General features: G+C 71.3%; 18 protein-coding genes. 7 read left to right on the forward strand and 11 right to left on the reverse strand.

From position 1 onward, the window contains the following. Nucleotides 1–13 precede the first annotated feature (13 nt). Entirely contained in the window at nucleotides 14–964 is a 951-nt protein-coding gene (locus ACZ4N4_RS18705; RefSeq protein WP_467589882.1) for a LysR family transcriptional regulator, read from the forward strand. 60 nt (nucleotides 965–1024) lie between these two features. Then, nucleotides 1025–2437 (forward strand): amino acid permease, encoded by a 1413-nt coding sequence (locus ACZ4N4_RS18710; RefSeq protein WP_467589885.1) that lies wholly within the window; start codon nucleotides 1025–1027, stop codon nucleotides 2435–2437. On the opposite strand, the gene ACZ4N4_RS18715 is transcribed toward ACZ4N4_RS18710, so the two are convergent. Next, nucleotides 2434–3249, reverse strand: a complete 816-nt coding sequence (locus tag ACZ4N4_RS18715; RefSeq protein WP_453567323.1) for an alpha/beta fold hydrolase — start codon at nucleotides 3247–3249, stop codon at nucleotides 2434–2436. The two genes, ACZ4N4_RS18710 and ACZ4N4_RS18715, sit on opposite strands and share 4 nt — an antisense overlap. 98 nt (nucleotides 3250–3347) lie before the next feature. Here ACZ4N4_RS18715 and ACZ4N4_RS18720 point away from each other — a divergent pair, with 98 nt between their 5' ends. Continuing rightward, complete coding sequence (locus ACZ4N4_RS18720) at nucleotides 3348–3821, forward strand: MarR family winged helix-turn-helix transcriptional regulator (RefSeq protein WP_453567324.1); 474 nt, start codon at nucleotides 3348–3350, stop codon at nucleotides 3819–3821. A gap of 6 nt (nucleotides 3822–3827) precedes the next feature. On the opposite strand, the gene ACZ4N4_RS18725 is transcribed toward ACZ4N4_RS18720, so the two are convergent. After that, nucleotides 3828–4991, reverse strand: coding sequence for a CapA family protein (locus tag ACZ4N4_RS18725; RefSeq protein ID WP_467589890.1), 1164 nt, complete (start codon nucleotides 4989–4991; stop codon nucleotides 3828–3830). A 221-nt stretch (nucleotides 4992–5212) separates the two neighbouring features. Here ACZ4N4_RS18725 and ACZ4N4_RS18730 point away from each other — a divergent pair, with 221 nt between their 5' ends. The 3 genes from ACZ4N4_RS18730 (at nucleotide 5213) to ACZ4N4_RS18740 (ending at nucleotide 7228) form a co-directional block, all read left to right on the forward strand. After that, complete coding sequence (locus ACZ4N4_RS18730) at nucleotides 5213–5761, forward strand: sigma-70 family RNA polymerase sigma factor (protein ID WP_351703654.1); 549 nt, start codon at nucleotides 5213–5215, stop codon at nucleotides 5759–5761. Nucleotides 5762–5907: 146 nt separating this feature from the next. Then, nucleotides 5908–6423, forward strand: a complete 516-nt coding sequence (locus tag ACZ4N4_RS18735; RefSeq protein WP_453567328.1) for a hypothetical protein — start codon at nucleotides 5908–5910, stop codon at nucleotides 6421–6423. Nucleotides 6424–6571: 148 nt separating this feature from the next. After that, the gene (locus ACZ4N4_RS18740; protein WP_453567330.1) at nucleotides 6572–7228 is read left to right on the forward strand and encodes a zf-HC2 domain-containing protein; all 657 of its coding nucleotides are present in this window, start codon (nucleotides 6572–6574) and stop codon (nucleotides 7226–7228) included. A 7-nt stretch (nucleotides 7229–7235) separates the two neighbouring features. Here the strand turns inward: ACZ4N4_RS18740 and ACZ4N4_RS18745 are convergent, their stop codons facing one another. Both ACZ4N4_RS18745 and ACZ4N4_RS18750 read right to left on the reverse strand, forming a co-directional pair. Continuing rightward, nucleotides 7236–8099: an Fpg/Nei family DNA glycosylase gene (locus ACZ4N4_RS18745; RefSeq protein ID WP_467589895.1), complete on the reverse strand. Its 864-nt coding sequence runs from the start codon at nucleotides 8097–8099 to the stop codon at nucleotides 7236–7238. 31 nt (nucleotides 8100–8130) lie between these two features. Further along, nucleotides 8131–10221, reverse strand: coding sequence for a SpoIIE family protein phosphatase (locus ACZ4N4_RS18750; protein ID WP_467589897.1), 2091 nt, complete (start codon nucleotides 10219–10221; stop codon nucleotides 8131–8133). A gap of 165 nt (nucleotides 10222–10386) precedes the next feature. Here ACZ4N4_RS18750 and ACZ4N4_RS18755 point away from each other — a divergent pair, with 165 nt between their 5' ends. Then, nucleotides 10387–11808, forward strand: coding sequence for a lipase maturation factor family protein (locus ACZ4N4_RS18755; protein WP_467589900.1), 1422 nt, complete (start codon nucleotides 10387–10389; stop codon nucleotides 11806–11808). Between the two features lie 91 nt (nucleotides 11809–11899). Here the strand turns inward: ACZ4N4_RS18755 and ACZ4N4_RS18760 are convergent, their stop codons facing one another. From ACZ4N4_RS18760 to ACZ4N4_RS18790, 7 genes are read right to left on the reverse strand one after another with little or no spacing between them, the layout of a single operon-like run. After that, a complete protein-coding gene (locus ACZ4N4_RS18760) occupies nucleotides 11900–12730 on the reverse strand; it encodes an amidohydrolase family protein (protein WP_467589903.1) in 831 nt (276 codons plus the stop codon). Nucleotides 12731–12770: 40 nt separating this feature from the next. After that, entirely contained in the window at nucleotides 12771–13757 is a 987-nt protein-coding gene (locus ACZ4N4_RS18765) for an aldo/keto reductase (RefSeq protein ID WP_467589906.1), read from the reverse strand. After that, on the reverse strand, nucleotides 13754–14509 hold the full coding sequence (locus ACZ4N4_RS18770; protein ID WP_467589909.1) for an SDR family NAD(P)-dependent oxidoreductase: 756 nt from the start codon (nucleotides 14507–14509) through the stop codon (nucleotides 13754–13756). The genes ACZ4N4_RS18765 and ACZ4N4_RS18770 overlap by 4 nt, the downstream gene beginning before the upstream one ends. Then, nucleotides 14506–15873, reverse strand: coding sequence for an L-fuconate dehydratase (locus tag ACZ4N4_RS18775; protein WP_467589912.1), 1368 nt, complete (start codon nucleotides 15871–15873; stop codon nucleotides 14506–14508). Before ACZ4N4_RS18775 ends, ACZ4N4_RS18770 begins: the two co-directional genes overlap by 4 nt. Before the next feature lie 41 nt (nucleotides 15874–15914). Continuing rightward, on the reverse strand, nucleotides 15915–16949 hold the full coding sequence (locus ACZ4N4_RS18780) for an ABC transporter permease (protein ID WP_467589915.1): 1035 nt from the start codon (nucleotides 16947–16949) through the stop codon (nucleotides 15915–15917). Next, a complete protein-coding gene (locus ACZ4N4_RS18785) occupies nucleotides 16942–18474 on the reverse strand; it encodes a sugar ABC transporter ATP-binding protein (protein ID WP_467589918.1) in 1533 nt (510 codons plus the stop codon). Before ACZ4N4_RS18785 ends, ACZ4N4_RS18780 begins: the two co-directional genes overlap by 8 nt. Beyond that, nucleotides 18471–19541, reverse strand: coding sequence for a sugar ABC transporter substrate-binding protein (locus ACZ4N4_RS18790; protein ID WP_467589921.1), 1071 nt, complete (start codon nucleotides 19539–19541; stop codon nucleotides 18471–18473). Before ACZ4N4_RS18790 ends, ACZ4N4_RS18785 begins: the two co-directional genes overlap by 4 nt. Between the last annotated feature and the right edge of the window lie 79 nt (nucleotides 19542–19620).

The following is a 19620-nucleotide window of genomic DNA, read 5'->3' on the forward strand; positions in this document are numbered from 1 at the left end:
GTACGGTGTGGGCGTGGACCTCAGAGCCGTACGCACCTTCGTCGCCGTCGCCGACTCAGGACAGTTCCAGGAGGCCGCCGCCGTGCTGGCGGTCACCCAGCAGGCGGTGTCCAAGCGGATCGCGGCGCTGGAGAAGGAGCTGGGGGTGCGGTTGTTCAGCCGAACCCCCCGGGGCGCCGACCTGACCGTGGACGGCCGGACCTTCCTGCCGCACGCCCGCGAGCTGCTGCTGGCCGAGGAGCGTGCGACCGCCTCCGTGCGGTCCGCGCGCCGCCCGCTGCGGGTCGACGTGGTCGGCGCGCGGCTCGCCCCGGCGGCGCTGCTGCGCGGCTTCCACGAGGCGCACCCGGAGATCGCCCTGGACGTCGTCACGCTCTTCGACGTGGACTCGGCACTCACCGCGCTGCGCTCCGGCGCGATCGACGCGTCCTTCCGGGCCGTCGCCATGCCCGGCCGGCCGCTGCCCAGGGGCGTCGAGGCGGCCCGGGTGTACGACGAGCCGGTCCAGCTGCTCACCGGCCCGGGGCATGCCCTGGCCGGCCGTCGCTCGGTCTCGCCCGGGGAGCTGGCGGGGCACCGGATCTGGATGCCGGGCATCGTGGACGGCACCGAGTGGGCCGCCTACTACGCCTCCCTCGCCGCCGAGTTCGGGCTCACCATCGACTCCTCGGGCCCCAACTTCAGCGGGGCGGTGCAGGACGCGCTGGCCGGCTCCGACACCCTGGCGACGCTGGTCAGCGAGGGGACCCGGCTGGTCTGGCCGGAAGGCCATGATCTGCGGCGGGTGCCGCTGGCCGACCCGACCCCCGTCTACCCGCACTCCCTGCTCTGGACGGGCGCCAACCCGCACCCGGCGCTGGTCGCCCTGCGCGCCCGTCTCACCGACGCCCGACCGCCCCGCCCCGCGACCCGGACCTGGGTGCCCGGCTGGGCCGAGAGCGTGCGTGGCGTCTTCCGTCCGTGACCCCCCTGAGCCATCATGATCCGCCGTCAGCCGTTCGCGATCGGCGAAGAGGTGAGGCACATGGCCAAGCTCCGTATGGGTGAAGGAATTCTCCGTCGCAAACCCATCGAACACATCGAGGAGACGGAGGTCGGCGAGGGGCCCCAGCTCGACAGATCGCTCGGGCTGTGGCAGCTGACCGCGATCGGGGTGGGCGGCATCATCGGCGCGGGCATCTTCACCCTCGCCGGCACGGTCGCCAACGGCACGGCCGGTCCCGCCGTGCTGCTCTCCTTCCTCATCGCCGGCCTGGCGAGCGCCTGCGCCGCGCTGTCGTACGCGGAGTTCGCCGGGCTGATCCCGAAGGCGGGTTCGGCGTACACGTACGGCTACGCGGTGCTCGGCGAGTTCGCGGGCTGGTTCATCGGCTGGGACCTGCTCCTCGAGTACACGGCGATCGTGGCGGTGGTCGCGATCGGCATCTCCGGGTACTTCGGCTTCCTGGTCGAGGAGATGGGCGCGGACCTGCCGCGGTGGATGCTGGGCGCGCCCGGCACCGGGGCCGGCCACCGGGTGGACCTGTTCGCCGCGGTGCTCTGCCTGCTGATCGCCTACCTGCTCAACCTCGGCATCCGCAGCGCGGCCCGGTTCGAGACGGTCGTGGTGGTGCTCAAGGTGCTGGTGGTGCTGCTGGTGATCGGCGTCGGGGTGTTCCACATCAACTCGGCGAACTACCACCCCTTCTTCCCGTTCGGCGTCAGCGGGGCGTTCACGGGTGCGGCCACGGTGTTCTTCGCGGTCTTCGGGTACGACGCGATGTCGACGGCGGCCGAGGAGTCGAAGGACGCGCAGCGGCACATGCCGAAGGCGATCATCTACTCGCTGGCGATCTCCATGGTGCTGTACGTGGCGGCCTGTCTGGTCCTCACCGGCATGCAGAACTACAAGGACATCGACCCGGAGAGCGGCTTCTCGACCGCGTTCAAGGCTGTGGGGCTGGGCGGGCTCGCGGACGTGATCGCGGTGGGTGCGATCATCGGCATCCTCACCGTGATGTTCACCTTCATGCTGGGTGTGACCCGTGTGTGGTTCAGCATGTCCCGGGACGGGCTGCTGCCCTCCTGGTTCGCGAAGACGCACCCGACGCGGCACGTGCCGACACGGGTGACCTGGATCGTCGGCGTGGCCTCGGCCCTCCTCGCCGGGTTCGTGCCGATCGGCGAGGCGGCCGAACTCACCAACATCGGCATCCTGCTGGCGTTCGTGGTGGTGTGCGTGGCGGTGATCGTGCTGCGCTACCGGCAGCCGGATCTGCCGCGCGGCTTCCGTACGCCGTGGATGCCGTTCGTGCCGGCGCTGGGTGTCGTCTTCTCGGTCTGGCTGATCACGTTCCTGGCATGGGAGACCTGGGTGCGGTTCGCGGTCTGGTTCGTGATCGGGTGCGTGATCTACTTCGGCTACTCGTACAAGAGGTCCCGGCTGGCCGGACCTTAGAGCGAGCGCAGGAAGCCCAGCAGGAGGTCGTTGAAGACGTCCGGCCGCTCCAGGTTCGGGTAGTGGTCGGCGCCTTCGACGATCTCGGCGCGACCGTCGGGGACCTCGCGGGCGAGGCGTTCGGCGGCGGCCAGCAGATCGGCGGGTTCCAGGGCGCCGTTGACCGTGAGGACCGGGACGTCGATCTTCGGGACCCGGGGCCAGGAGTCGGTCACCCGCACCTGCCAGTCCGTCTCACCGGGCGTGTGCTTGGAGAGGGTGTGGCGGGCCATCTCGCGGAGCCGGCGCGGGATCTCCGGGTCGAGGGCGTCGAGGTCTCGGTGGGCACCCGCGGCGACCCGCAGGAAGGCGTCGAGCCAGCCCTCGATGTCACCGGCGCCCAGGGTGCGGGCGTACTCGGCCTGGAGTTCCCGGTGCCAGGCATCCGTGTACCGGAAGTCGCCGGTGACGGCGCCGCAGGTGACCACCGCGCGGACCAGCTCGGGGTGTTCCAGCACGGTGTCGGTGGCGATCACCCCGCCCATCGACACGCCGACCAGGACGGCGGGCCCGGCGTCGAGGTGGCGCAGCAGTTCGGCGAGGTCGTCGGCCCAGCGGAAGGGCCTGCTCGCGTTGGCGGAGGCGCCGTGACCGCGGACGTCGGGGGCGATCACCCGGTACTCGGCGGCGAGGGCCGGGATCTGGTCCGCCCAGAAGCGGTGGTCGACGTATCCGGAGTGGAGCAGGACCACCGGGTCGCCCGAGCCGGTGTCGAGGTAGGCGAGGTCGCCGTCGGAGGACGGGAGGAAGCGGACGTCCGCAGCACCATTCATGACAACCAAGGTGTCATCTTCAGGGAGTTTTGACAACTGGGTTGTCATGACGACTTTGACACCCGAGGTGTCACCACGGCCCGGTGCATGATGGCCGGGTGAACGACATCGACAAGCCCCTCGCCCCCGACGAGCTGGGCGAGCGCATCACCGAGGTGTACGACCTCATCGGCCCGCTCTACCGGCGTGCCTTCCGCAAGATCGAGCTGGGCGAGCAGATCGAGGGGGCCTCCGTCGGCGTGCGCTCCGTGCTGGACCTGCTGCACCGGTTCGAGCCGATGACGGTGCCCCAGATGGGCCGGATCATGGCGCTGAGCCGGCAGTTCGTGCAGCGCATGGTGAACGACGCGGTGACGCGCGGCTGGGCCGAGGTCATCCCCAACCCGGCGCACCAGCGCTCCTCCCTGATCCGGCTCACGGACGGGGGCCGGACCACGATCACCGCGATCCTCGCCCGCGAGCACGCCTTGAACCGGCAGGTCGGCGGCGGTCTGACCGACGCCGAGATCACGGCGTGCGTGAAGGTGCTGAAGGAGCTGCTGCGCACGTTCGACCACGTCGACGTGGACTGACCGCCGTCACTCCCCCATCACCAGCCCGTCCTTGGCGGCCCCGCGGCTGAGCACGGTGTCCCGGATGCCGTCGCGTACGGAGGTGAAGTCGGCACCCTGGTCGATGGCCGCGTTGAGGTCGACGACCCGGCCGGCGTCGAGGTCGTACAGCTGGGGGATGAACTCCGCCTTGGCCACCTCCCAGCGGCCGCCGGGGCGGGTGGGCGGGGCGAAGGTGAAGCGGGCGAGGGTGGACTGGTTGCCGCGCGGGTCCTGGTGGCCCTGGCTGTTGTTCAGCTCTCCGGCGATCTGGTCGCCGAGGCTGTAGACGACCCAGGTGCCGTTGACCTTCTCGTACGCCTGCGGGATGTGCGCGTGGGTGCCGAGGATCAGGTCGATGTCGGGGCGGCCGCCGGTCCGGGCGGCGGTGAGCCGTTTGGCGAGGGTGAGCTGCTGCTGGTCGGGGGCGTCCTGGCCGTCGGTGCCCCAGTGCACGGAGAGGACGACCACGTCGGCACCGGCCTGCCGGGCGGCGCGGGCGTCGGCGAGGATGCGGTTCTCGTCGAGGAGGTTGACCGCCCAGGGCTGCCCGGGCGGCAGGCTGTTGCCGTTGAGGTCGAAGGTGTAGGAGAGCTGGGCGACCCGGGCGCGCCCCGCGTTGAGCAGTGTGACGGCGGCCGCCTCGGCCTGGGTGCGGGCGGTGCCGGTGTGCCGCAGGCCCGTCCGGTCCAGGTCGGTGAGGGTGCGCTGGATCCCGTCTGCGCCGCCGTCGAGGGCGCGGTCGGAGGCGGTGGAGCAGCTGTCGTACCCGACGGCGGCGAGGCCCTCGGCAAGCTGCGGCGGGGAGGTGACACCGGCGGAGCCGGACTCCCCGTTCTCCGCGTCGGTCACGGCCGCCAGGTGACAGAGGGCCAGATCGGCGTGGGAGACCACGGGTTCGACGCCGGCCAGCATCGGGCGGAAGTCGTGGCCGTTGCCGCCCGCGTCGAGGTTCGCGTGGTCCAGCGCGGACTTCTGCGGCATGACGTCACCCGAGGCGACGAGGGTGAAGCCGCCGCCGGGAGCGGGCACGGCGGGTGCCGGCTGACCGGGCGGCGCGGCGTTCTCCTGCCGTACGTGGTTCTGGCAGGCGGCTGCGGTGGCGAGAAGGGCGGTCAGGGCCAGGGCCACCTGGCGTCTGCGATTGATCATCAGGAGCACCCCAGAGTCGCAAGCCTTGTCCGATTTACAGATCAATGGGTACGAAGCCGAGCCGGGTCGCAAACAACTCAGGCGCCCCGATTGACCCATCCGGGTCGGGTAAGAGGTGTGACGGACCGTTCGTCGCACCGTTCGCCGACGCGATCGACCGTCCGCCGCAGATCCCTGTGCGCCCCCTGTCCCCCGGCCCGGCCCTGCGATGCCATACGGCCATGACGGCCGGAACCACCCTTCCCGACGGGACGACGACCGCCGAGCACGAGCTCGCCGCACTCCAGCGCGAGCACGGCCGCCCGCTCTTCGCGCTGCTGCTCCGGCTCAGCGACGGCGACCGGCAACGGGCCGAGGACCTCGTGCAGGAGACCCTCGTACGCGCCTGGCAGCACCCCGAGGCGCTGCGCGCCGACGACTTCGACTCCGTCCTGCCCTGGCTGCTGACGGTCGGCCGACGGCTCGCCATCGACGCGCGCCGGGCCCGGCAGGCGCGGCCGCCCGAGGTGCACGACGCCGTCCTGGAGAACACCCGGGCCATCGGCGACCACGCCGAACGCGCCGCCGCGGCGCTGGACGTGCGGGAGGCTGTGAAGACTCTCACCCCGGAACACCGTGAAGTCCTGGTGCTGGTGTATTTCCAAGGGGCGAGTGTGGCGGAGGCCGCCGAGACCCTCGGCATTCCACCCGGTACCGTGAAGTCGCGGGCGTACTACGCGCTGCGCGCCCTGCGCCGGGTTCTGCCCGGTTATGCACCCGACCTGCGCTGAAACCGTAAGCCAGGTCAAACCTCGGTAAAGCGCCTTGCTGAGGACCATGTTTGAGCAATCAGCTGTCTTCATCCGTGTTCCGCACCGGGAGAGGGACGGACCCGGGGTCGGGGCCACGCGCGCGCACCGGAGGAAGGCAGGACGGGATGCTGCACAGAGGTCAAGAGAGCACGGACGGGGCCGGGAGCGGGGAACTGGCGGTCCCGATGGCCTGGCTGTATGCCGAGTACATCGCCGACGAGCTGCTGCGCACCGGCGATCTCATGCCGCCGACGTCTTTCGAGTTCCGGGCCGGCCGGGACGCGCTGGCGCTGACCATCTTCCTCTCCGACACGGACGGCGAACTGTCGGGCATCCGGGTCGTGTCCCAGTTGGAGAACTGGCTTTCGCTCACGGCGTACGACCAGCCGTGGCAGCACTGGGTAGGGCAGCGTATGTCCCGGCTGGCCGCCGAGGCGGTCGAGTCGGGCGGGCCGTCACCCGACCTGGATCTGGCCACGGCGGCCTGGCGCTGGCTGGAGGAGACCGAGCTGCTCGCGCCCGACCTGGACGCGGTACCGGGCGGCGGCTCGGTGTTCGGCGAGGACGACGGGCCGAAGGTGTGGACCGCCGCCTGGCGGCTCGGTCTGCCCCTCGGACATCTCGCCATCCATCTTTTTTGAATCGGCACCAATCCGCGGGCCCGGCCGCTCCGAATCCGTTGATTACGATTCTGTACGTGCCTTGAGTGAAACGGCGGCCGACTGCGTACGGGTGGGGGCAAGGAGCAATGAGTAACCCCCACCCGCACTCACGGCACGAGGATTCGGCATGAGGTCCCTGGAAAGGCATCGCGACGTCGGCGCGTACGCGCTCGGCGTGCTGGACGAGGCGGAGGCCTTCCGCTTCGAGGACCATCTCATGGAGTGCCCCAGCTGCTCCGCGCACGTGACCGAGTTCGGCCCCGCGGCACGGCAGCTGATGCTGTACCGCCGGGCCACGCCGCGCTTCGTGCACCCCATGGCCCAGCCGGGCCCCCGGCTGCTGGACCGGCTGCTCGCCGAGGTCGCGAGCCGGCACCGGGCCAAGCGACGCAGGCTGCTCTACGGCCTCGCCGCCTCGGTGGTGTTCGCGGTCGTCGGCCCCGGCATCGTGGCCTACGCCGGTCATGACGCCCCGCCGGCCGTCCGGGTCACCGCGGCCACCGACACGCAGTCGGGCGTGTGGGCGCAGGTGAAGTCGCAGGACACGGATTCGGGCAGCACGATCGAGCTGCAGGTGAAGGACGCCGACGGGCCTCGCTCCTGCCGGCTGGTCGCGGTCGGCCGGGACGGCTCCGAGCAGATCGTGACCACCTGGGCCGAGCGCGACCACGACGACCGGGTGTCGACCATGACCGGCGGCTCCTCGATGCACCCCGACGAGATCGACCGCTACGAGGTGCGCAACGCCGACGGGCAGCGCCTGGTGACCCTGGACCCCAAGTGACCGCCGGTCACTTGAGCAGCCGGGACATCCGGCGGTCCGCGAGCGGCTTGCCGCCCGTCTGGCAGGTCGGGCAGTACTGCAGCGAGGAGTCGCTGAAGGAGACCTCGCGGATGGTGTCGCCGCAGACCGGGCAGGGCTCCCCGGTCCGGCCGTGGACACGCAGCCCGCTCTTCTTCTCCGACTTGAGCCGGCCCGCCGCCAGGCCGTGGGAGCGCTCCACCGCCTCGGTGAGGGTGCTGCGCAGCGCCTCGTACAGCCCGTGGACCTCCTCGGGCGTCAGGGACGCGGCCAGCTTGAACGGGGACATCTTCGCCGCGTGCAGGATCTCGTCGCTGTAGGCGTTGCCCACCCCGGCGATCAGGCTCTGGTCGCGCAGGGCGCCCTTGAGCTGCCGCCGCTCGTCCCCCAGCAGGGCGCCGAGCCGGTCCTCGTCGAAGTCGGCGGCGAGCGGGTCCGGACCGAGCCGCGCGATCCCGGGCACCTCCGCCGGGTCCCGGACGATGTACACGGCGAGCTTCTTCTGGGTGCCGGCCTCGGTGAGGTCGAAGCCCGCGCCGGTCTCCAGGGCCACCCGCAGGGCGAGCGGGCCCTTCCCGGGGCGGGGCGGTCCGTCCGGCAGCCGGTCCTTCCAGTGCAGCCAGCCCGCGCGGGCCAGATGGGTGATGAACCGCAGTCCGCCGTCGCCCTCGATGTCCAGGAACTTGCCGTGCCGGTGCACGGCGACGACCTCGCTGCCCTCGAAGGCGCCGAGGGGAGGGTCGTACGTCTTCAGGACGCTGATGGCGACCGGCAGGACGCGCACGACCTCGTGACCGACCAGGTTCTCGGTCAGGAAGTCCTTGAGCGCTTCGACCTCGGGCAGTTCGGGCATGCGTCCAGGGTGCCACCCGTGGCCCCCTGGGTCAGGCGGGCTCCGGCATCCGGAACTCGCACCAGACCGCCTTGCCGCCGCCACGCGCCTCCACGCCCCACACGTCGGTGATCTCGTCGACCAGCAGCAGCCCCCGCCCGGACACCCCGTCCTCGCCCGCCTCGCGTCGGCGTGGCAGGGCGCTGGAGGAGTCCTCGACCTCGACGCGGAGCCGGCGGTCGCCGCCGCCCAGAACCCTGAGGGTGACGATGGCGGAGCCCTCGGTGTGCATCAGCGCGTTGGTGATCAGTTCGTCGGCGACCAGCTCGATCTCGTCGGCGCGGTCCCCGGCGCCCCAGGCCCGGACGGCGGCACGGATCATGTGCCGGGCCAGGGTGAGCGCCTCGGGGTCGCCGGAGGCCACGTGCTGCTGGAGGCGGCCGACGGCCTGCGCGGTGTCCGGGCCGCGGCGGCGCAGCAGGAGCAGGGCCACGTCGTCGTCGCCGCCCCGGTCCTCGGCGATCGCGATCAGCCGGTCGGCGAGCCTGCGCACGTCCTCCGGCCCCTCGGTGACCTGCCGGATCAGCGACCGCATCCCGTCCCCCAGGTCGGTGCCCGGCTGCTCGACCAGCCCGTCGGTGCACAGCAGCAGCGTCTCGCCGGCGTCGAGTTCCAGGGTGGACACCGGGTATTCGAGGCTCTTGAACTCGGCGGACAGGCCGAGCGGCAGCCCGCCCTCCACGGGGGCCCGGCGGCAGCTGCCGTCGGCACCGCGGATCAGCGGGTCGATGTGCCCGGCACGGACCACCTGGACGACGCCGGTGGACAGGTCGGCCTCGGCGTACAGGCAGGTGGCGAAGCGGTCGGTGTCGAGTTCGTCCAGGAAGACCGAGGCGCGGGCCATCACGGCGGCCGGGGCATGGCCCTCGGCGGCGTAGGCGCGCAGGACGATCCGCAGCTGGCCCATGACGGCCGCCGCGTGCGTGTCGTGCCCCTGGACGTCCCCGATGACCGCGCCGACCCGGCCGCCGGGCAGCGGGATCAGGTCGTACCAGTCACCGCCGATGTCCGGGCCGAGGGCGCCCCCGGCGGACGCGGAGCGGTAGCGGACGGCGATGTCGGCGCCGCGCACGCTGGGGATGGTGCGCGGCAGCATCGCCTGCTGGAGGCTCTGGGCGAGGTCCTTCTCCTGCTCGTAGAGCATGGCCCGCTGCAGGCTCTGCGCGATGCTGCTGCCGAGGGCGACCAGGACGGCGCGTTCCTCGGCGGAGAAGCCGAGCCGGTCGTTGTAGAGCAGGCCCATGGCGCCGATCGGACGGGCCTGGGCGATGAGGGGGAGATAGGCGGCCGAGGTGATGTGCAGCTCGGTGATGTGCGGCCACAGTATCGGGTAGCCCCCGGCGAACTCCTCCGGTGACTCGATGAACCGCGGGCTGAGAGTCCGCACCACCTCGCCCATCGGGTAGGGCTCGTCTATCCGGGTGATCCGGGTGCCGGGCACGAAGCTGCCCGCCGGCCCCTCGGCGACCAGCCGGATCCGGCCGGCCTCGACCAGTCCCATCACCAGGCTGGTCGCGCCCAGGTTGGGGATCCCCTTGGTGTCCTTGAGGGCGTCGATGACGTCCTGGACGCTGCGGGCGTGCGCGAGGGCCGCGGTGACCACCTGGACGACGCCGGTCTGCCGGCGCAGCGCCTGGTCCTTGGCGGCCCGCAGGCTGCGCACCTCGCTGTCCTCCAGTTCCTGGGTGGCGTCCCGGACCACGCCGACGACCCGGCGCGGGCGGCCGGTCTCGTCACGCCGGATGTAGCCCTGGGTGTGGGTCCAGCGGGGGGTGCCGTCGCGCCGGCGGATGCGGAAGTACGCCCCGTAGTTCTCGCTGCCGTCCTTGATGGCCTGGGAAACCACCGCGTCCAGCCTGATGCCCTCCGCCACGGGTACCCGGACGGCGAGGCTCTCGGGGTGACCGTCGTACTCCTCGGGGGTCAGGTCGAACACCTCGTACGCCTGGGCGTCCATGTGGAACAGACCGGCGTCCAGGTCCCAGTCGAAGGTGCCCAGGCGGTTGAGCGCCAGGATCGGGTGGTCCGGGTGGGCGGGCCAGTCGTCCGGGAGAGACGGAGCGCTCGCTCCCCGATCAGCCATGGGGCCACCTTGCCAGGGGAACCCTGGCCGGGCAATTTATCCAATATTGTCCACTTCACCCGCTCGGGTTACGTGACCGGGGCGACGCGGTACACAGGGTGACGGGCCCTTTCCCGTCACCGGGGCCGCAGACCGCAGACCGCTGAGAGGCAGGGGCGCACGGCCGTGGACTGGTTCACCGCACCCGGGTACTGGCTGAGCCGGCTGGTCTTCCAGCGGGCGCTGGCCGGTGTGTATCTCGTGGCGTTCCTGGTGGCGGCGCTCCAGTTCCGGGCCCTGCTGGGCGAGCGCGGGATGCTGCCGATCCCGAGGTTCGTCGACCGGGTCGCCTTCCGGCGGGCGCCGAGCCTCTTCCACCTGCACTACTCGGACCGCTTCTTCGCTGCCTGCGCCTGGGCGGGCTGCGCGGTGTCGGCGGCGCTGCTGGCCGGGCTGGACTCGCGGCTCCCGCTGTGGGCCGCGATGGTGCTGTGGCTGATCCCCTGGGCCCTGTATCTCTCGATCGTCAACGTCGGCCAGACCTGGTACGCGTTCGGCTGGGAGTCGCTCCTCCTGGAGGTGGGTTTCCTCGCCGTCTTCCTCGGCAACGACGAGGTGGCCCCGCCGCTCGTCGTCCTGTTCCTGCTGCGCTGGATCCTGTTCCGGGTGGAGTTCGGCGCGGGCCTGATCAAGATGCGCGGGGACGCGTGCTGGCGCAAACTGACCTGCCTCTACTACCACCACGAGACCCAGCCGATGCCGGGTCCGCTGAGCTGGTTCTTCCACCACCTGCCGAAACCGGTGCACCGGGCGGAGGTGGCCGCGAACCACCTCACCCAGCTCGTGGTCCCCGTCCTGCTGTTCACCCCGCAGCCGATCGCGACCGCGGCCGCGGCGCTGATGGTCCTCACCCAGCTGTGGCTGGTGGTCTCCGGCAACTTCTCCTGGCTGAACTGGATCACCATCGTGCTTGCCTTCTCGGCGCTCCGGCTCCCCACGGACCACACCGCCGCGCCGCCGGCCCCGCTCTGGTACGAGATCGTCGTCCTCGCCGTGGCCGCGGTGCTGCTCTTCCTGAGCTACCGCCCGGTGGTGAACATGGTCTCGCGTCGCCAGGTCATGAACCGTTCCTTCGACCCGCTCCACCTGGTCAACACCTACGGCGCGTTCGGCAGCGTCAGCCGGGTGCGCTACGAGGTGGTGGTCGAGGGCACGCTGGACGAGGCGCCGCACGAGGACTCGGACTGGCGGGAGTACGAGTTCAAGGGCAAGCCGGGCGATCCGCGGTACTGGCCGCGCCAGTTCGCGCCCTACCATCTCCGCCTGGACTGGCTGATGTGGTTCGCCGCCCTCTCCCCCGCGTACGCCGGCGACTGGTTCGGCGGCCTGGTGGAGCGCCTCCTGGAGAACGACCGCGACACGCTACGGCTGCTGCGCCGCTCCCCCTTCCCGCCCGACCGCCCCCCGCACTTCGTCCGCGCCCGCCTCTTCCGCTACCGCTACACCAGTTGGCGGGAGCTGCGGGAGACGGGCGCGTGCTGGGAGCGGACGTATGTGCGGGAGTTCATGCCGCCGACGCGGCTGGCGGGGGCGGCGCGGAGGCCGTAGACGCGGGTGACGGGGGCGGGGCTCGGAGGCCGTGGACGCGGGTGACGGGGGCGGCGCTCGGAGGCCGTGGACGCGGGTGACGGGGACGGGGTCAGAGGCCGTAGACGCGGGTGGCGGTGGTCTCGAAGACACGGGTGCGTTCGGCGGGGCCGATCAACTGCTCCGCCGCATCGAAGACTTCGGCGTACGTCCCGGCCAGGACGCACACCGGCCAGTCCGAGCCGAACATCAGGCGGTCCGGGCCGAAGGCGTCCAGGACGGTCTCGGCGTACGGGCGGAGGTCGTCGACCGTCCAGGAGGCGGGGTCGGCCTCCGTGACCATGCCGGACAGTTTGCAGACGGTGTTGGGCAGGGCGGCGAGAGCGCGTACCGCGGTGGCCCAGGGGTCGAGGTCTCCGGAGGCGATCGGTGGTTTGCCCAGATGGTCCAGCACGAAGGTCAGCTGGGGGTGGGAGTCGGCCGCCTTGACGGCGGCCGGAAGCTGGTGGGCCTGTACGACCAGGTCGTAGACGAGGCCCGCGTCGGCGATCGCGGCCAGACCCCGGTGGACGTCCGGCCGCAGCAGCCACTCCGGGTCCGGTTCGCCCTGGACCTGGTGGCGGATGCCCTTCAGGTAGGCACCGCCGGGGAGTTCGCTGAGGCGGGCGAGTTCGTCGGCGATCGCCGGGTCGGTCAGGTCGGTCCAGCCGACGACGCCGGCGACCAGGTCGTGGGTGTCGGCGAGGGCCAGGAACTCGGGGGTCTCCTCCGGGACGGTGACCGTCTGGACGAGGACCGTGCGGGTGACACCGGCCGCCCGAGCCTCGGGTTCGAGGTCCTCGACGGTGAAGTTCCGTCTGAGCGGCTGGAGTTCGGGGCCGGTGATCCAGTCCTGGTCCCGTACCGCGAGGTCCCAGACGTGGTGGTGGGCGTCGACGGTCATGGCAGCTCCCATACGACGGGCGGAGTGCGCGGGGCGACTCTCATGACGGCTCCTCCGTCGGGAGCGGGGTGTCCACGCGGACGAGTCCGCTGTCGCGCAGTTCCCGCCAGAAGGCGGCGGGGACCGGGGTGGCGAACTGCCGCGCCCCGTCCTCGATCTCCGCCCCCGAACGGGCGCCGACCAGCACGCTCGCCACGTCCGGGTGGGCGGCGCAGAAGGCGAGGGCGGCCGCGCGGAGCGTGGTGCCGTGCTGTTCGGCGAGTTCCTTGAGGCGCAGGGCACGGGCGAGCAACTCGTCCGAGACTCGGGCGTAGTTGTAGGTGGCATCAGGCTTCGGGTCGGCCAGCAGACCGGAGTTGAAGGCCCCGCCGATCACCACCGACGCACCGCGTTCCCCGGCGGCCGGGAGCAGATCGGCCAGGGCGCTCTGGTCGAGGAGGGTGTAGCGGCCGGCGCACAGCACCACGTCGATGTCGGTGTCGCGGACGAACCGGGTGAGCACGGCCGTCTGGTTCATGCCGGCGCCGATCGCACCGACGACACCCTCGGCGCGCAGCTTCTCCAGGGCCGGGTAGCCCTCGCGGAAGGCCTGTTCGACGTGGTCGTCGGGGTCATGGAGATAGACGACGTCGATCCGGTCCAGGCCGAGGCGCTCCAGGCTCGACTCCAGGGTGCGGCGGATGCCGTCGGCGGTGAAGTCCCAGACCCTGCGGTGGCTGTCGGGCACGGCGAAGCCGTGGGCGAGGTCGTCGCCGTCTCCGGGCCCCGGCTCCAGGCGGCGGCCCACCTTGGTGGAGAGGGTGTAGGTGTCCCGGTCGTACTCCCGCAGCGCCTCGCCGAGCCGCCGTTCGGAGAGGCCGAGGCCGTAGTGCGGGGCGGTGTCGAAGTAGCGGATGCCCTGCTGCCAGGCGGCGGTGACCGTGTCGTGCGCCTGCCGGTCGGAGACTTCGGTGTAGAGGTTGCCGATGACGGCGGCGCCGAGGCCCAGGGGGCTGACCCGGACGCCGCTTCGGCCGAGGGTGCTCACTGGCCCGCCGGGCGCAGCCGCAGGCCCTGCATGCCGCCGTCGACCGCGAGGGAGGTACCGGTGGTGGCATCGGACAGCGGGCTCGCCAAGTAGGCGATGGCGCCCGCGACTTCGGCGGCGGAGACCAGACGGCCGGAGGGCTGGCGGGCCGCCAGGGCGACCCGTTCGGCGGCCGGATCGGGCGCCCTGTCGAGGAGTCGGCCGATCCACGGGGTGTCCGCCGTACCGGGGTTGACGCAGTTGACGCGGACGCCCTCGCGGAGGTGGTCGGCGGCCATGGCGAGGGTGAGGGAGTACACGGCGCCCTTGGTGGCGCTGTACAGGGCGCGTTGCGGCAGGCCCGCGGTGGCGGCGATGGAGCAGGTGTTGACGATCGCCGCGTGGTCCGAGCGGCGCAGGTGCGGCAGGGCCGCGCGGGCGGTGCGGACCATGCCGAGGACGTTGACGTCGAAGACCCGGCGCCATTCGTCGTCGTCGTTGTCCTCGACCGTGCCCTGGGCGCCGATGCCGGCGTTGTTGACCAGCACGTCGAGGCCGCCGAGGGCTTCCACCGCGCTCTCCACGGCCGTACGCACGGAGGCGTCGTCGGTGACGTCGGCCCGGAAGCCGAGCAGCGGCTTCTCGACGGCGGACGGGTCGAGGTCGAGGACGGCGACCTGGGCGCCGCGCTCGGCCAGGAGTTCGGCGGTGGCTCGGCCGATCCCGGAGGCCCCGCCGGTGACCAGTGCTTTCAGGCCCTCGAAGTCGGTCATGCCGCCTGTCCATTCTGCGTCTGTGCGTGCGTCTGCGTCTGTGCGTCGGCGGCCCAGAAGGTGCCGCCCGGATAGGTGTACTCCGCGATGGACTCCGGTCGCATGGCGGCCGAGAAGCCCGGTGCGGTGGGTGCCGCGTAGTGACCCTCCCGGATCACCACCGGGTCGCGGAAGTGCTCGTGCAGATGGTCGACGTACTCGATGACCCGGTCGTCGGTGGTGCCGGCGACCGCGAGGTAGTCGAACATCGAGAGGTGCTGGACGAGTTCGCACAGTCCGACCCCGCCCGCGTGCGGGCAGACGGGGACGCCGAACTTGGCGGCGAGCAACAGGATGGCGAGGTTCTCGTTGACGCCGGCGACCCGGGCCGCGTCGATCTGGACGATGTCGAGCGCGCCGGCCTGGAGCAGCTGCTTGAAGACGATCCGGTTCTGCACGTGTTCGCCGGTGGCGACCTTGACCGGGGTCACCGCCCGGCGGACGGCGGCATGGCCGAGGATGTCGTCGGGGCTGGTGGGCTCCTCGATCCAGTACGGGTCGAACTCCGAGAGCGCCTTGGTCCACCGGATCGCCTCGTCGACGTTCCAGCGCTGGTTGGCGTCGATGGCCATCCGGATGTCCGGGCCGACGACGGCGCGGGCCACCCGGCAGCGCCGGATGTCGTCCTCCAGGTCGGCGCCGACCTTCAGCTTGATCTGCCGGAAGCCGTCGGCGACCGCCTGGGCGGCGAGCCGGGTGAGCTTCTCGTCGTCGTAGCCGAGCCAGCCCGCGGAGGTGGTGTAGGCGGGGAAGCCGACCTCCAGCAGCCGGGCCCGGCGCTCGTCGGCGCCTGCGCGGGCGCGCCGGAGGATGCCGAGGGCCTCCTCGGGGGTGAGGGCGTCGGTGAGGTAGCGGAAGTCGATCTGGCGGACGATCCACTCGGGTTCGGCGTCGGCGAGCAGCTGCCACAGCGGCTTGCCGGCCCGTCGGGCGGCGAGGTCCCACACCGCGTTGACCACCGCGCCGATCGCCATGTGCATCACCCCCTTCTCGGGGCCGAGCCAGCGCAGCTGACTGTCGCCGACCAGGTCCTGGTAGAGGGTTCCGGGGTCGTCGCAGATCTCGTCCACCGGGCGGCCGAGCACATGGTTCCGCAGCGCGTCGATCGCGGCGACCTGGACGTCGTTGCCCCGCCCGATGGTGAACGTGAACCCGTGCCCCTCGTGCCCGTCGGCCGCGTCGGTACGCAGCACGACATAGGCCGCCGAGTAGTCGGGGTCCGGGTTCATCGCGTCGGAGCCGTCCAGCTCGCGCGAGGTGGGGAAGCGGATGTCGTAGGTGTCGAGCGCGGTGACGCGACTGGAGGGGCCGGGGCTCGGGGACACGGATTGCCTTTCGGTCAGGGGGAGTTCGGGACGCGGGCCGCTCAGTCCTGCGCCCGTCCCGTGGTGACACGGGCGATCATGAGAGCGACGAGGATGATGCCGCCGTAGATGGCCTGGATCCAGAACGAGGGGACCTGTGCCAGGGTGAGCAGGTTCTGTACGACACCCAGCAGGAGCACGCCGGTCAGGGCGCCGAACATGGTGCCCTTGCCGCCGTCCAGGCTGATGCCGCCGATGACCGCCGCCGCCATCACCGTGAAGATCATGTTGTTGCCCTGGTTGGCGCTGATCGCGCCGACGTAACCGGTCTGCATGATCCCGCCGACGGAGGCGAGGACGCCCGCGACGACGGAGACGCCCAGCACCACCCGGTCGACGCGGATACCGGCCGCGCGGGCCGCCTCCGCGTTGCCGCCGATGGCGTACAGGGCGCGGCCGACCCGGTGGTACCTGAGGATCAGCCCGGCCACGCCGAAGGCGACTGCGGCCAGCCACACCGACAGCGGGACCCGCAGGAAGGTGGAGGTGGCCAGGGAGAAGAACGCGTCGGGCATGCCGAACAGCGTCTTGCCCTTGGTGGCGCCGACGAGCAGCCCGCGCAGCACGATCAGCATCGCGAGGGTGACGATGAAGGCGTTGAGCTTGAACTTCACCACCAGGACGCCGTTGAAGGCGCCGATGACGCCGCCGACGACGAGGACGGCGAGCAGCGCGAGCCCGGCCGGCCACCCGGTGCCCCAGCCGGACTCCGCGGTGGGCAGCACCAGCAGGGCGCCGACGGCGGGGGCGATGCCGACCACCGACTCCAGGGACAGGTCGATCTTGCCGGTGATCAGGATCAGCGACTCGGCGAGCACCACCATGGCAAGCGCCGCCGAGGCGCCCAGGATGGAGATCAGGTTCCGTTCGGTGAGGAACGAGTCGTTGACGATCGCGCCGAGCACCAGCAGCACCAGCAGCGCGGGTACGAGGGCGAGTTCACGGACCCTGCGGAGCAGCACGGTCTTGGCGGCACGGGCGTCGGGGACGCGTACGGGGCCGGCGGTCGAGGCCGACGGGGCCTTCGTGTCAGCCATGGTCCGCTCCTTCGGCCGGGGAGCCAGCTCCTGCGGGCATGGAGTCCACTCCTTCTATGGAGGCGATCAGCTCATGGTCGCGCCAGCCCGCCGGGTGCTCGGCGACGACGCGGCCGTGGAAGAGGACGAGGACCCGGTCGCAGCGGCGCAGGTCGTCGAGTTCGTCGGAGACGACCAGTACGGCGGTGCCGTCCTCGCGGGCGTTGTCCATGCGGGCGAGCAACGACTCCTTGGACTTCACGTCGACGCCCGCGGTCGGGTTGATGAGCACGAGCAGCCGGGGGTCGGAGGCGAGGGCGCGGGCCATGACGACCTTCTGCGCGTTGCCGCCGGACAGGTCGGAGACGGGCTGCTCGGGACCCTCGGCATGGATGTCGAGGCGCTCGATCAGCTCGTCGGCGAAGCGTCGCTTGCGGTCGCCGGCGACGAAACCGAAGCGGCCGAGCCGGTCGAGGACGCTCATGGTGGCGTTGTCTCCGATGCTCATCCCGAAGACCAGGCCCTGCCCGTGCCGGTCGCGCGGCACACAGCCGACACCGGCCTTCAGTGCGGCCTGCACATCGCCGAACGGCAGCCGCTCGCCGCCGAGTTGTGCGGCTCCTCCGGTCGGCGTGTACAGCCCGGCGAAGGACTCCGCCAGCTCGATCTTGCCGCTGCCGCTGGATCCGGCGATCCCGACGACCTCGCCCCGGCGCACGGTGAGGTCGATGTCCCGGTACGTCGGCGAGGTCAGCCCCCGCGCGTCCAGCACGACCGGGGATCCGTCCGCCACCGCGTCGCGGCTGTGGTCCTGCTCGGCGATCGACTCCCCCGCCATGGCCTCCACCAGGGCCCGACGCGGGAGTTCGGCGACGGGCGCGGTCGTGATCCAGCGGGCGTCACGGAGCACCGTGACCGTCTGGCAGACCTCGTAGACCTCCTGGAGATGGTGCGAGATGAACAGGAAGGTCACGCCCGAGTCCTGGAGCGCCCGCATCCGGCTGAACAGCCGTTCGATCTCCCGGTTGTCGAGCTGGGCGGTCGGTTCGTCGAGCACGATGAACCGGGCGCCGAAGCTCAACGCCCTGGCGATCTCGACCATTTGACGGTCCTCGACCTTGAGGTCGGCGGTACGGGCCTCGGGGTCGACATGGACGTCCCAGGTGTCGAGCAGGGCGGTCGCCTCGCTCCGCAGCCGCCGCCAGCTGATGAGACCGCGGCGCAGTGGCTGCCGGTTGATGAACAGGTTCTCGGCGACCGTCAGCTCCGGTACGACCGTGGGCTTCTGGTAGACGCAGGCGACCTTGCTCCGCCAGGCGTCCCGGTCGGTGAGCGGGGGCGCGGGCTCGCCGTCGAAGCGGACCGTGCCCCCGTCCGGGGCCTGGAGGCCGGTGAGGACGCCGACCAGGGTGGACTTGCCGGCGCCGTTGCGGCCGACGAGGGCGTGGGACTCGCCGGGCAGCACGGTGAGCCGGCCGTCGGCGAGGGCGACGGTGGGGCCGTACCGCTTGACGATGTCCCGGGCCTCAACAAGTGGCGTGCTCATTTGACCGTGTTGCCCCACAGATTCGGGTCGTCCACGTTGTCCTTGGTGACCAGGGGCGCGGGGAGCTGGTCCTCCAGGATGCCGCCGGGCAGCTTGACGATCGTGGAGTCGTGGTCGGTCGGACCCGGCTTGAACGTCTTCCCCTCCATCGCCGCCTTGATGTAGTACATGCCGTACTTGGCGTAGGCGTCGGCCGGCTGGGAGACGGTGGCGTCGATCTGGCCCTTGCGGATCGCGTCGAACTCCTGCGGGATGCCGTCGTTGGAGACGATCACTATGTGCCCGCTCTGTCCGGCCGTCTTGAGCATGCCCTTGGACTTCAGGGTCTGCAGGGTCGGCGCGAGGTAGACACCGCCGGCCTGCATGTAGATGCCCTTGATGTCGGGATTGGCGTTGAGGAGCGTGTCCAGCTTGGACGCGGCGGTGTCGGACTCCCACTTGGCGGGGATCTCCAGCACCTTGAGCTTCGGGTACTTCTTCTTCACGCAGTCCCGGAACGCCTCGGAGCGGTCCCGGCCGTTGACCGAGGCAAGGTCGCCCATGATCTGGACGACCTTGCCGCTGGTGACATGCGAGCCGAGGTAGTCGCAGGCCTTGGTGCCGTACGCGACGTTGTCGGCGCGCACCACCATGGCGACCTTGCCCTTGTCGGGCGCCACGTCCACGGCGACCACCGGCACGCCCTTGCGCTCGGCCTGGTCGAGACCCGCCTCGATGGCCGCGCTGTCCAGCGGGGCGACGACCAGCCCCTTCACACCCTGGTTCAGCTCGTTGTTGATGTCGGTGATCTGCTGCGAGGGGTCACTGTTGGAGTTGACCGTCTTCAGCGCCTCGACGCCTTCCGACTTCGCCATCTTGGGTACGTAGTCGTTGTACGACTGCCAGAACGGCGAGGTCAGCAGGGGCAGGATCACCCCGACCTTGCCGGTGCCGCCGCCTCCGGCGCTGCCGCTGCCGGTGTCCTTCGTGCTGCCGCACGCGGCGAGTGCGAGCGAGGCGCCGACGGCCACGGCCGTCGCGCCGATGATCCGGGACCTGTTCCACTTCCTCAGTGTTCTGCCGGGCATCTGGCAGCTCCTCATCGAGCGTGTTCGAGCAGATGCCCGCATACTTATCAGACCACTCGGCGCCGTCAACACCCTGCGG

The organism is Streptomyces sp. NPDC026538, from assembly GCF_055567535.1.